Annotated in this window: 12 protein-coding genes; 4 read left to right on the top strand and 8 right to left on the bottom strand. The window is 73.3% G+C overall.

Going from position 1 to position 12,637, the window contains the following annotated elements; genetic code table 11:
• Position 1 precedes the first annotated feature (1 nt).
• On the bottom strand, positions 2-325 hold the full coding sequence (locus JSQ78_RS03515) for a GNAT family N-acetyltransferase (RefSeq protein ID WP_211449428.1): 324 nt from the start codon (positions 323-325) through the stop codon (positions 2-4).
• A 53-nt stretch (positions 326-378) separates the two neighbouring features.
• Entirely contained in the window at positions 379-1,164 is a 786-nt protein-coding gene (locus JSQ78_RS03520; protein ID WP_211449430.1) for a fructosamine kinase family protein, read from the bottom strand.
• 50 nt (positions 1,165-1,214) lie between these two features.
• Here JSQ78_RS03520 and JSQ78_RS03525 point away from each other — a divergent pair, with 50 nt between their 5' ends.
• From JSQ78_RS03525 to JSQ78_RS03535, 3 genes are all read left to right on the top strand, one after another.
• On the top strand, positions 1,215-1,388 hold the full coding sequence (locus JSQ78_RS03525; protein ID WP_211449432.1) for a hypothetical protein: 174 nt from the start codon (positions 1,215-1,217) through the stop codon (positions 1,386-1,388).
• Between the two features lie 104 nt (positions 1,389-1,492).
• A complete protein-coding gene (gene valS / locus JSQ78_RS03530; protein ID WP_249295874.1) occupies positions 1,493-4,066 on the top strand; it encodes a valine--tRNA ligase in 2,574 nt (857 codons plus the stop codon).
• The gene (locus JSQ78_RS03535; protein ID WP_211449434.1) at positions 4,066-4,296 is read left to right on the top strand and encodes a hypothetical protein; all 231 of its coding nucleotides are present in this window, start codon (positions 4,066-4,068) and stop codon (positions 4,294-4,296) included. The genes valS and JSQ78_RS03535 overlap by 1 nt, the downstream gene beginning before the upstream one ends.
• A 200-nt stretch (positions 4,297-4,496) precedes the next feature.
• Here the strand turns inward: JSQ78_RS03535 and JSQ78_RS13805 are convergent, their stop codons facing one another.
• Together JSQ78_RS13805 and JSQ78_RS03545 are read right to left on the bottom strand one after the other, a co-directional pair.
• Entirely contained in the window at positions 4,497-5,102 is a 606-nt protein-coding gene (locus JSQ78_RS13805; protein WP_249295875.1) for a winged helix-turn-helix domain-containing protein, read from the bottom strand.
• Between the two features lie 173 nt (positions 5,103-5,275).
• Positions 5,276-6,034 carry a methyltransferase domain-containing protein gene (locus JSQ78_RS03545; RefSeq protein WP_349305132.1) on the bottom strand — a complete coding sequence of 253 codons (759 nt, stop codon included), beginning with the start codon at positions 6,032-6,034 and terminating at the stop codon, positions 5,276-5,278.
• A gap of 84 nt (positions 6,035-6,118) precedes the next feature.
• Between JSQ78_RS03545 and JSQ78_RS03550 the strand changes: the two genes are divergently transcribed.
• The gene (locus JSQ78_RS03550) at positions 6,119-8,158 is read left to right on the top strand and encodes a M3 family metallopeptidase (RefSeq protein WP_211449437.1); all 2,040 of its coding nucleotides are present in this window, start codon (positions 6,119-6,121) and stop codon (positions 8,156-8,158) included.
• 59 nt (positions 8,159-8,217) lie between these two features.
• Here JSQ78_RS03550 and JSQ78_RS03555 read toward each other — a convergent pair whose 3' ends face one another.
• The 4 genes from JSQ78_RS03555 to JSQ78_RS03570 form a co-directional block, all read right to left on the bottom strand.
• A complete protein-coding gene (locus tag JSQ78_RS03555) occupies positions 8,218-8,619 on the bottom strand; it encodes a hypothetical protein (protein WP_211449439.1) in 402 nt (133 codons plus the stop codon).
• A gap of 131 nt (positions 8,620-8,750) precedes the next feature.
• Positions 8,751-10,781 carry an iron ABC transporter permease gene (locus JSQ78_RS03560; RefSeq protein WP_211449441.1) on the bottom strand — a complete coding sequence of 677 codons (2,031 nt, stop codon included), beginning with the start codon at positions 10,779-10,781 and terminating at the stop codon, positions 8,751-8,753.
• The gene (locus JSQ78_RS03565) at positions 10,778-11,764 is read right to left on the bottom strand and encodes an ABC transporter substrate-binding protein (protein WP_211449442.1); all 987 of its coding nucleotides are present in this window, start codon (positions 11,762-11,764) and stop codon (positions 10,778-10,780) included. The genes JSQ78_RS03560 and JSQ78_RS03565 overlap by 4 nt, the downstream gene beginning before the upstream one ends.
• A 41-nt stretch (positions 11,765-11,805) precedes the next feature.
• Positions 11,806-12,624 carry an ABC transporter ATP-binding protein gene (locus JSQ78_RS03570; RefSeq protein ID WP_211449445.1) on the bottom strand — a complete coding sequence of 273 codons (819 nt, stop codon included), beginning with the start codon at positions 12,622-12,624 and terminating at the stop codon, positions 11,806-11,808.
• Positions 12,625-12,637: the final 13 nt, after the last annotated feature.

Consider the following 12,637-nt stretch of genomic DNA (forward strand, 5'->3'; position numbering starts at 1 on the left):
ATCAGCGGCGGCGGGGCACCCGCTGCAGCATCTCGGGCGTGGGCAGGTCGACGCTCGCCGACCACTCGTCGGCGTGCTCCTCGACGTACCGCTTGACGAGCGGGCAGATCGCGACGATCCGCTTGCCCTCGTCGCGCGTCGCGGCGAGCGCCGCGCCGATCACCGCGGTCGCGAGCCCATGACCCGCATGCTCCTCGCGGATCGCGGTGTGGAAGAAGACGCGGTGCTCGCCGTGGTCGAAGAACTGCGCGAACCCCGCGACGGGGCCGTCGGCCGTGATCTCGAAGCGGTCGGGATCCGCGCGCCTCGTGACGGAGGTCTCCATGGCGCCAGCCTGCCACTGCGGCCGCCCCGCAGCGAGCCCCAACGTCGCCGCGCTCAGCCGAGCGATCGCGCGACGTCGAACAGCTGCGGCGCGTAGCCGCCGCCGAAGAGCAGCGTGTGCACGAGCAGCGGCTGCAGCTGCTGCATCGGGATGCGCTCGCGCCAGCCGTCGGCGAGCGGCGCGGCCTCGTCGTAGGCCGCGAGCACGCGCTCGAGCAACGGCAGCCCGAAGAGCGCGAGCATCGCGAGGTCCGTCTCGGCGTGCCCGCCCTGCGCGTGCGGGTCGATGAGCACGGCGCCCGTGTCGACCTCCGACCACAGCACGTTTCCGGCCCAGAGGTCGCCGTGGATCCGCGCGACCGGCCCGACGCCCGCGGGCTGCGGGGCATCGAAGCGCCCGGCGGCCATCCGGTCGACCGCCGCCTCGACCGCCCGCGCCCGGGACGCATCCAGCCGCCCCTCGTCGACGCAGCGCCGCAGCACCGGCCGCACCGCCGTCTCGGCCCACGCCGCGCCCCACGAATCGGCGACCGGCTCGGGCGCGAGCGGCACGCGCGAGGAGCCCCACTCGAGCGGCGGCTCGGCGCCGGCCGGCGGGCAGCAGTGCCACGCGGCGCCGAAGGCGTGCAGCGCCGCGAGGCTGCGGCCGAGCGCCTCGGCGCGCGCGGGCGTGGCCGCCGCCTCCGCGACGCGCGCGACGCGCAGCGCGCCCAGGTCGAGCCGGGCGCGGGCGATGCGCGTGCCGCCCGCCGGCTCCGCCTCGGCGAGCCACGCGAGCCCGGCGGCCTCCATCGAGAGCCGGTGGTCGGCACCGCCCGGCGCGCGCTTCACGACATCCATCCCGCCACCATGCCATGGAGCGCTGAGCCGCGCCCGGCTAGCGTGGAGGCATGGCCGCACCCCGCAAGCCCGCCCCCCTCTGGCTCTACGTCAGCGCCGCCGCGCTCTTCGCGCTCGCCGGCGTGCTGCAGGCCGAGACGCTCCCGCGCGTGCTCTTCCTCATCGCCGCCGCCCTCTTCGCCGTCACCGCGGTGCTGCAGTGGCGGATGCGCCGGAAGGCGTGAGCGCCCGCGCGTAGACTGGCGCGGAGCACAACCAGGCATCATGCCGACGCCCCGGCCCGGGGCGCGGCCAGACGCGATGCCGCGCACATCGAAAGCGAGACGCCATGAGCGCCATGCCCACACCCGGGATGCCCGACCGCCCCGCCCTCGAGGGACTCGAGGAGAAGTGGGGTCAGCGCTGGGAGGCCTCCGGCACCTACCGCTTCGATGCGACGGGGCTGGAGCGCGACGCGATCTACTCGATCGACACCCCGCCTCCCACCGCATCCGGCTCGCTCCACGTCGGCCACGTGTTCTCCTACACGCACACCGACCTCGTCGCCCGCTTCCAGCGCATGCGCGGCAAGCACGTCTTCTACCCGATGGGCTGGGACGACAACGGCCTGCCGACCGAGCGCCGCGTGCAGAACTACTACGGCGTGCGCGTCGACCCGACCCTCCCCTACGACCCCGACTTCACGCCCCCGCACGAGGGCGGCGAGGGCAAGAGCTCGAAGGCCGCCGACCAGGTGCCCGTCTCGCGCCGCAACTTCATCGAGCTGTGCGAGCGGCTGACGGAGGAGGACGAGGAGAAGTTCGAGCACCTGTGGCGCACGCTCGGCCTCTCGATCGACTGGTCGCAGACCTACCGCACGATCTCCGACGACGCCCGTCGCACGTCGCAGCTCGCCTTCTTGCGCAACTTCGAGCGCGGCGAGGCGTACCAGGCGGATGCGCCGACCCTGTGGGACGTGACGTTCCGCACCGCCGTGGCCCAGGCCGAGCTCGAGGACCGCGACCAGCCGGGGGCGTACCACACGCTGCTCTTCACCTCCGAGGACGGCGACCTGCGGATCGAGACGAGCCGCCCCGAGCTCCTGCCGTCCTGCGTGGCCGTCGTCGCGCATCCGGATGACGAGCGCTATCAGCACCTCTTCGGCACGACGGTCTCGACCCCGGTGTTCGGCGCCCCGGTGCCGTTCGTCGCGCACGAGCTCGCGCAGCGCGACAAGGGCACGGGCGTCGCGATGATCTGCACGTTCGGCGACGTGACCGACGTCACGTGGTGGCGCGAGCTGAACCTGCCGAACCGCTCGGTGATCGGCTTCGACGGCCGCTTCGCCGCCGAGGCGCCCGAGGCGCTCGCGAGCGAGGCCGCGCAGGCCGCCTACGCCGAGCTCGCCGGCAAGACCGTCTTCAGCGCTCGCAAGGCGATCGTCGAGCAGCTGCAGGCCGCGGGCCGCATGATCGGCGACCCGAAGCCCATCCAGCACCCGGTGAAGTTCTACGAGAAGGGCGACAAGCCGCTCGAGATCGTCTCGACCCGCCAGTGGTACATCAAGAACGGCGGCCGCGACGAGGCGCTGCGCGAGCGGCTCATCGCGCACGGGCGCGAGATCGCCTGGCACCCCGAGCACATGCGCACGCGCTACGAGAACTGGGTGCACGGCCTCAACGGCGACTGGCTCATCTCGCGCCAGCGCTTCTTCGGCGTGCCGATCCCCGTCTGGTACGCGCTCGACGAGGAGGGCGAGACCGACTTCGACCGCGTGCTGCTGCCGCGGCCCGAGCAGCTGCCGCTCGACCCGACGAGCGACGTGCCCGACGGCTTCGACGAGTCGCAGCGCGGGGTGCCTGGCGGCTTCGTCGGCGAGGTCGACATCATGGACACGTGGGCGACCTCGTCGCTCACGCCGCAGCTCGCGGGCGGCTGGGCCGACGGCGCGGAGCTGTGGTCGAAGATCACGCCCTTCGACCTGCGGCCGCAGGGCCAGGACATCATCCGCACGTGGCTCTTCTCGACGCTGCTGCGCTCGATGTTCGAGGACGGCCGCGCGCCTTGGCAGCACGCGGCGCTCTCGGGCTGGATCCTCGACCCCGACCGCAAGAAGATGTCGAAGTCGAAGGGCAACGTCGTCACCCCGCTCGGCATGCTCGAGGAGCACGGCTCCGACGGCGTGCGGTACTGGGCCGCGTCGTCTCGGCTCGGCGTCGACGCGACGCTCGACCCGCAGAACCCGAAGATGATCAAGATCGGCCGGCGCCTCGCGATGAAGGTGCTCAACGCTGCGAAGTTCGTGCTCTCGATGGAGGGGCAGCCGGGCGAGATCACCGAGCGGCTCGACCGCGAGATGCTCGCCGAGCTCGCCGTCGTCGTGCGCGGCGCGACGCGCGCGTTCGAGGGCTACGACCACGCGAAGGCGCTCGAGTCGACGGAGGCGTTCTTCTGGACGTTCTGCGACGACTACCTCGAGCTCGTCAAGGAGCGCGCCTACTCGGGCGACGAGCCCGGCCGCGGCTCGGCGATCGCCGCGCTGCGGCTCGCGATCGACGTGCAGCTGCGGCTGCTCGCGCCGTTCCTGCCGTTCGCGACGGAGGAGGTCTGGTCGTGGTCGCACGAGGGCTCGATCCACGTCGCGCCGTGGCCCGATGCCGACGAGCTCGGTGTCGATCACTCCCCGACCGGCATGCTCCAGGCCGTCGGCCAGGCGCTCATCGGCATCCGGCGGGCGAAGACGGATGCGAAGGCGAGCCAGAAGACGCCCGTCGCGTCCGCGGTCATCGGCGTCCCGGCAGCGCTGCGCGAGCACCTCGAGGCCGCGACCGGCGACCTCAAGGCCGTGGGACGCATCCGCGACCTCACGCTCGTCGAGGCGGCGGAGCTCGCGGTCAGTGAGATCGCGCTCGAGGAGGCGTGATGCAGATCGGCACCCGCTGGGCGGTCGGCGGCGAGGCCCCGCAGTCGGTGCCGATCGCGATGCGCGCGGCGATCGACGAGGAGGAGCGCACGCTCGCCGAGCTCGGCGCCGACACCGCCTCGTGGCGATGGACGCTCACGTGGCTCGAGGGCCTGCCGATCGTCGAGCTCGACGACGGCACGACCATCCGGCTCGAGGGCGACGACGTGATCGTCAGCCGCGAGGAGTGAGACACGAAGGCCCCCGGGCAGCTGAACTGCTGCCGGGGGCCTTCCTCCCTTGCACAGGAGTGTCCTGGATCGACTCAGCGCATCGGCCGGGTCAGGATCTGCGCCATCACGAACGAGTCGTTGATGACGGCGATCGGCATGGTCACGGGGTGGTCTTCGCGCTTCGGCATGGGTGTCTCCTCGAGTGGTGTGTCTCCCGATCAGTCGATCGGGAAGGCGTTGAACTGGATCTGGATGCGGTGGACGGGATCGTCCTCGTCACCGGTGTCTGCGGCGGCCTCGGCGAGGCGCTGGGCGATGAGGCGCTCGACGTCGCGCGTCAAGCGGTGCAGCTCGCTCGCGCGGAGCGAGACGGAGCGGCTCGAGAGGCGGGACGCGTCGAGGATCGGCTCCTCGTAGCGCTCCTCCCCCGTCGCGACGTAGGCGGCGAGCAGCGCGCTGTCGTGCTGGGTCCACGCGCCGAGCACCGTCGCGGTCGCGGCGCGGCCCTCCGGGGCGTCGGCGAGCTCCTTCGTCCACACCTCGACGGGTGCGATCGCTCGGCGCCACCAGCGCTCGCGACCGGTGCCGATCGACGCGTCCTCAGCGATGAAGCCCTTCGCCTCGAGCTGCCGGAGGTGGTAGCTCGTCGAGCCGGTCGACTCGCCGAGCGTCGCAGCGAGCGACGACGACGTCTGCGGACCCTGCGTCGTCAGCACGTGCAGGATGCGCACGCGCAGCGGGTGGGCGAGGGCCTTGAGGGATTCGAGATCGACGGCCGGGGCCTCGCTCGCGCCGCCGGAACCGTCGACGGCGGCGTCGAGCATGGGTCCATACTACCCTTTGCAAAGCCCTCTCTGCAAGAGGAAGTCAGACACCGCTTCACCCGCAGAGTGCCGCCACTCTGCGCTTCTCAAGCCGCAGGACAGCAGAGTTCCGGCACTCTGCGGTCAGTGGTGAGGCGCGGCAGCAGAGTGGCGGCACTCTGCGGGGCGGCAGGTCAGTCGCGGGCGATGATCCAGCCGTGCAGCATGGCCATCCAGCCATCGTCGTCGGCGGTCCAGGCACGCCACGCGTCGGCGATGCGCTGCCGCTCGGCGGCGTCCGCGAGGCCGAACCGCTCGGTGCCGTCGGCGAACGCCGAGTGCACGGCGCGCTCCGCCCACTGCCCGCCCCAGAACTCGCGGCCGGGGGCCGACTCGAAGCACCTCGTCTCGACGTCGGTCTCGATGCTCGAGAAGCCCGCCTCCCGGGCCCACGCCTTGAGCTTCGCGCCCGCGTCGCCGTCGCCCCCGTTCGCGGCCTGCAGGGCGACGACGATCTCGCGCCAGCGCGCGAGCTCCGGCGTGAGCGGATGCATGGCTGTCGACGAGTAGATGACGTCGCGCGCCGCGACGACCCGGCCCAAGCGCCGCCACGCGGCGAGCGCCGACACCGGCTCGCCCAGGTGCTGCAGCACCTGGTGCGCGTGCACGACGTCGAACTCCCCGCCCGGCGGGGCGTACGCATCCCCCACCAGGAACTCGACGTTGCCGACGCCGGCGTCCGCCGCCGCGCGCCGGGCGTGCTCGACCACCTCGGCGCTCGCATCGATGCCGACGACGTGGCCCGCGTCGCCGACGCGCCGCGCGAGGTCGATCGTGATGGACCCCGGACCGCACCCGACGTCGAGGATGCGCATGCCCGGCTCGAGGATCGGCGCGAGGTAGGCGGCCGAGTTCTCGATGGTTCGAGCCGCGTGCGCGCCGACGACGCTCACGTGGTGGCCATGAGTGTACCTAACCGGGGACATGAGCACACTCTATGGCGAAGCGCGCGCCTGCGCCGGTTCTAGGGTGGTGGCATGACCAACCCCTTCCTGACGCCCAGCGCGCTCCCGTACCAGCTGCCGCCGTTCGCCGACATCCGCGACGAGCACTTCAAGGAGGCGCTCGAGGCCGGCTTCGCCGAGCAGCTCGAGGAGGTCCGCGCGATCGTCGAGGACGACGCCGCGCCAACCTTCGAGAACACGATGGAGCCGCTCGAGCGCTCCGGCGCGATCCTCTCGCGCGTCGCGCACGTCTTCTTCAGCATGACCTCGACCGACTCGACCCCGTTCCTCGAGGAGCTCGAGGAGCGGTTCGCGCCGCGCTTCGCCGCGCACGAGGACGCGATCACCCTCGACCCGCGCCTGTACGCGCGCGTCGCGGCGCTGCACGAGGCACCGGATGCGTCGTGGACGGACGAGCAGCGCTACCTCGTCGAGCGGCGCCACACCGAGATGACCGTCGCGGGCGCCGGCCTCGACGAGGCGGCTCGCGCACGGCTCATGGAGCTCAACCAGCAGATCGCGACGCTCACGACGCGCTTCGACAAGCACCTGCAGGCCGACACGAACGACCTCGCGGTCGTGATCGACTCCGCGGCAGAGCTCGACGGGCTGAGCGACGGCGAGATCCAGGCCGCTGCGGCCGCCGCTGCCGACCGCGGGCTCGACGGCAAGTGGCTCATCACCCTGCCGCTCTTCTCGGGCCACCCGTGGCTCGCATCGGTCACCGACCGCGACGTCCGGCGCCGCGTGATGGAGGCATCCCTCGCCCGCGGCACGCGCGGCAACGAGCACGACAACCGCGAGACGGTCGTCGAGCTCACGGCGCTGCGCGCCGAGCGCGCGGCGCTGCTCGGCTTCGCGACGCACGCGCACGCCGTGACCGCCGACGAGACCGCCGGCAGCCCCGACAACGTCATAACAATGCTCACCCGGCTCGCGAAGCCCGCCGCCGCGAACGCGCGCGCCGAGGCCGCGGCGCTGCAGGCGCAGATCGACGCCGCGGGCCTCGGCTACCAGCTCGCCGCATGGGACTGGGACTACTGGACGGAGAAGGAGCGCACCGCGCGCTTCGACGTCGACACCGCGGCGCTGCGCCCCTACTTCGAGGCCGAGCGCGTGCTGCGCGACGGCGTCTTCTTCGCCGCGACCCAGGTCTACGGCATCACGTTCGAGGAGCGCGACGACCTCGTGGGCTACCACCCCGACGTGCGCGTCTTCGAGGTGCGGAACGAGGACGGCTCCGAGCTCGGCCTCTACCTGCTCGACCTCTACACGCGCGACTCGAAGCGGGGCGGCGCGTGGATGAACTCGCTCATCCAGCAGAACGAGCTGCTCGGCCACCCGACGGTCGTGATGAACAACCTCAACGTGCCGAAGCCGCCGGCCGGCACGCCGACGCTGCTGACCTTCGACGAGACGACGACGCTCTTCCACGAATTCGGGCACGCGCTGCACGGCCTCTTCGCGCACGTCACCTACCCGTCGCTCGGCGGCACGAACGTCTTCCGCGACTTCGTCGAGTTCCCGAGCCAGGTGAACGAGATGTGGATGCTGTGGCCCGGCATCGTCGAGCACTACGCGCGCCACATCGACACCGATGAGCCGCTGCCCGCCGACGTCATCGAGCGGCTGCAGGCGTCGGAGTCGTTCAACCAGGGGCACGACACGAGCGAGTACCTCGCGGCGGCCCTGCTCGACCAGGCGTGGCACGCCCGCGTCGCGGGCGACGAGGTGACGGATGTCGCGGCATTCGAGCAGGACGCACTCGACCGCGTGGGCCTGCTGAGCGAGACCGTGCCGACCCGCTACTCGACCGGCTACTTCCAGCACGTGTTCTCGGGCGGCTACTCGGCGGGCTACTACTCCTACATCTGGTCGGAGGTCATGGACGCCGACACCGTCGAGTGGTTCAAGCATCAGCCCTCGATCCGCGAGGCGGGGCAGCGCTTCCGCGAGCGCCTGCTCGGCGTAGGCGGATCGAAGGACCCGCTCGCCGCGTTCCGCGACTTCCGCGGCCGCGACGCGGACATCGCACCGCTGCTCAAGCGTCGAGGGCTCGACGCCGCGGAGTAGTCCCGGCACGGCGGAGGGGCGCTGCACCGATCGGTGCAGCGCCCCTCCGTCTCACGCGGCTACGGTGTCGCTCCGACCACCGGTGCCTCCAGCACGGCCGTCGCCGTCTCCGCCGTCCCGAGGTTGTCGGTGTAGGTCACCGTCACCCGGATGTAGGAGCCGGCGTCAGCCGCCGTGGTGGTGTACGCGTTCGACGTCGAGCCGAGCACCGTCGAGCCGGCTGGCACCGCCGGGTCGGTCGACCGCGTCCACGTGTAGGTGAACACGACGTCCTCCACCCCGTCGGCGTCCGAGATGGGCGTCGCCCTGAGGAGCGTCCCGATGGGCGGGCCCGCCGGGGATCCCGTGTAGGCGAGGCTCAGCCCGACCGCGGGGTCGTTCTGGTTCTCCACCGTGCTCGTCGAGACGGGCGAGGTCGCCGAGTGCCGCAGCCCAGCGCTGTCGGTGAAGTTCGCCGTCACCCGGATGAACTGGCCGACCGCCGCGGCGTCGGGCGTGCAGCTGCTCGTGACGGTGACACCCGATCCAGTCGCGACGCCCGTGACCGAGGCCCGCTCGAGGCTTCGCGCGGAGCCGCACCCGCCCCTGCGCGTCAGCGCGCGCGACCCGCTTGCAGCACGAGCCAGATGAAGTATGGGATGCCGACGAGCGCGGTCATGACGCCCGCGGGCAGCTGCGCGGGGGCGATGAGCGTGCGCCCGAGGGTGTCGGCGAGCAGGGTGAGCGAGCCGCCGAGCAGGGCCGCGAGCGGCAGCAGCACCCGGTGCCGCGCGCCGACGAGCGCCCTCGCCGCGTGCGGCGCGACGAGTCCGACGAACGCGACGACGCCGATCGCCGCGACCGCCGTCGAGGCGAGCGCGACGGCGAGCACGAGCGCGACGACCTGCACCGCGGGCAGCCGCACGCCGAGCAGCCGCGGCGTCGCCTCGTCGAGCTGCGCGAGGTCGAGGTCGCGGTGCATCCACGCGAGGGCGAGCACCGCGACGACGATCGTCACCGCCACCGGCACGACGTCCTCGAAGCCGCGGCCGTAGGTGCTGCCTGCGAGCCAGACGATCGCCTTCGCCCGGTTGTAGGGGTCGGTGACGACGATGAGCATGCTCGTGAGCGCCGCCGTGCCCGCCGAGAGCGCGAGGCCCGTCAGCACGAGCCGGAGGCTGCCGAGCCGCTGCCAGCCGACGAGCGCGATCACGAGCGCGCCGACGGCCGCGCCACCCGCGAGCGCGCCGCCCGCGACGGCCCAGCCGACCGCGGCAGGCACGAGCGTGATGACGCCGATCGCTCCGAGCCCGGCACCGCCCGCGACCCCGAGCAGGTAGGGATCCGCGAGCGCGTTGCGCGCGATCGCCTGCACGAGTGCGCCCGAGAGCGCGAGCGCGACTCCGGCGAGCACCGCGGCGACGACGCGCGGTGAGCGCGTGTCGAGCGTCACTCGCACCGCGTCGCCCGCGCGGCCCGTGAGCCAGTTCGCGACGTCGCCGAGCAGCAGCATCCGGTCCCCGAGCAGCACCGCGCCGACGGCGAGCGCGGCGAGCAGCACACCCGCGACGACGAGCGGCAGCCACGCGCGCGCGGTGAGCGTCCGCGCGCCGAGCACCGTCATCGACTCGGTCTCGGCAGCGCCCGCCATGGAGCGCGCGAGGACGATGATGCAGACGGCGCCGACGAGGCTCGTCACGACGCCGGTCGGGACGTCCAGCGACCGGATGCCGCCGAGCGCGAAGCGCAGCAGCACGTCGGAGCCGACCACGAGGACCGCGCCGGTGAGCGAGGCGAGCGGGATCGCGACGATGTGGCGGGCGGCACCCGGGATGCGCGCCGCGAGCAGCCGGACGACGATCGGCGCCGCGAGCCCGACGAAGCCGATGGGCCCTGCGATCGCGACCGCTGCGGCCGCGAGCGCGACCGAGGCGACGAGCGCGGTGAAGCGGAGCCGGCCGACCCCCACGCCGATCGTCGTCGCGGCCTCCTCGCCGAGCGAGAGCACGTCGAGCCGGCGCGCGAGCAGCAGCAGCGCGGCGATGCCGAGCAGCACGACGGGCAGCAGCTGCGCGACGGTGCCGATGCCGTTCTGCGAGAGCCGACCGACCCCCCACGCGTACAGGCCGGCGGTCTCCTGCTCCGCGAGGATGATCGCGACCGTCGAGACCGACTGCAGCGCGAGCGCGAGCGCGGTGCCGACGAGCACCATCTGCGTCGTCGAGCCGCGACCGCGGCCGATCGCGACGACGGCGAGCGCAGCCACGATGCCGCCGCCGAAGGCGAGCGCCGCGCCGCCGAGGCCGGGCAGGCTCACGCCGAAGACGGCGGCGAGCGCGATCGCGGCGCCCGCGCCGCCGTTCACCGCGAGCGTGTCGGGCGAGGCGAGCGGGTTGCCGGTGATCGTCTGCATCGCGTAGCCGGCCGCGCCGAGCGCGAGCCCGACGACGATCGCGGCGGCGACGCGCGGGAGCCGGCTCTCGACGATGACGGCGCTGTCGCCCCGCTCCCCGCCGAGCCAGCCCAGCAGCTCGGGCACGCCGAGCTGCGTCGTCCCCTGCGTGACGTGCCAGGCCGCGAGGCCGAGCAGTGCGACGAGGAGGGCCGCGCCGAGCGCGAGCCCTCCAGGTCGGATCCGGGTCACGGCGTGGGCGAGAGCGACGCGAGCACCGCGTCGAGGTAGGCGCTCACCGAGTCGACGCCGCCGAAGAGCCAGATGCCGTCGGGCAGCCGGTGCACGCGGCCCGCCTCGACCGAGGGCAGGCCGGTCCAGATCGCGTTCGACGCGAGCTGGTCGACGAACACGTCGCGGTCGCCGACGGTCATGTAGAGGATGTGCGACTCGGGGTCGAGCGCGGTGAGGCCCTCGACGTCGGTGATCCCGAGCCCGTACTGCGGGTCACCCTCCCCCGGCCAGCCGTTCTCGAAGCCGATCTCCTGGAACGCCGCGGGCAGGAGCGCGCCGTCGGCGTAGGGGCGGATCTCGATCTGCCCGCCGTTCTCGTAGCCGTCCATGTGCGCGAGCGGCGTGCCGGTGAGACCGGCCGCCTCGACCTCGCCCGCGAGCTCGTCGACGTGCGCCTCGAACTCCTCGATCGCGGCCTCGGCCGCGTCCTGGGTGCCGGTCGCCTCGGCGACGAGACGCAGGTCGGCGAGCATCGTGCCGAGGGGGTCGGATGCGTCGGCGCCGGCGAGGACGACGACGGGCGCGATGGCCTCGAGGTCGCCGTAGGCCGCGTCGTCGCGGCCCGCGACGGCGACGATGAGGTCGGGGGCGAGCGCCGCGATCGAATCCATCGACGGCTCGGTGCGCGTGCCGACGTCGGTCGGCTCGCCCGCGAGCGGCGCTCCCGTGCCTGCCCAGCTGGTGTAGCCCTCGACGTCGGCGACGCCGACCGGCTCGATGCCGACGGTCTGCAGGTGCTCGACCGCCGCCCACTCGAGCGCGACGACGTCGGTGGCGCCGGCCGGCACCTCGACCTCGATGCCGCGCGCGTCCGTCACGGTGACGGCCGAGGCGTCGGGCGCCGCGCCCTGGCTGGAGCCGGCCGGCTCGGTCGTGCCGCACGCGGTGAGGGCGAGCGCCGAGAGCAGCGCGGCGCCGACGAGCAGGGTTCGCTTGGACATGGGGGTCCTTCCTCGAGCGCTCGGCCCGATGGGAGTGCGCGTCACGCGGCGCGCGACACGAGGGTCCGGCGGCGGAGCCGCTGCGGCCGGATGCGCAAGCCCGAGGGGTCGGGCTCGACGTCGATGGGCACTTCGTAGGCGGCGCTGAGGCGCTCGGCCGTCAGCACCTCCTCCGGACTGCCGGTGGCTACGATGCGGCCGTGCACGAGCAGCACGACGTCGTCCGCGACCTCGGCGGCCTGCTCGAGGTCGTGCAGCACGATGCCGACCGCCACGCCGTCGTCGGCGAGGTCGCGCACGATCTCGAGGATCTCGCGCTGGTAGCGCACGTCGAGGAACGTCGTCGGCTCGTCGAGGAGCACGATGCCGGTCTCCTGCGCGAGGCACGTCGCGAGCCACACGCGCTGCCGCTGGCCGCCGGAGAGCTGCGCGACGGGGTGCTCGGCGAGCGCGTCGATGCCCGTCGCGGCCATGGCGCGCTCGATCACCTCGCCGCCTCGCGGGTCGCCGGAGCGGAACCGGCCGCGGTGCGCGAACCGGCCGTAGGCGACGACCTCGCGCACGCTCACGCCCGAGGGATCGGGGTGCGACTGCGCGAGCAGCGCGATGCGGCGCGCGAGCTCGCGCTCGGCGAGACCGGCGGCGTCGGCACCGTCGGCGAAGAGCACGCGCCCCTCGCTCGGCCGGTGGAGCGCGGTGAGGCCACGCAGGAGCGTCGACTTGCCGGAGCCGTTCGGGCCGACGAGGGCCGTCACGCGACCCGGGGCGAGCGCGATCGACGCGGCGTGCACGATCGCCTCGCGCCCGTGTGCGAGCGTGACGTCGTCGGCGCGCAGCGCGCTCAGTCCCGTGCGGTTCACGAGGTAAGGCTAG

This window comes from Agrococcus sp. Marseille-Q4369 (assembly GCF_018308945.1).
Classification (GTDB): domain Bacteria; phylum Actinomycetota; class Actinomycetes; order Actinomycetales; family Microbacteriaceae; genus Agrococcus.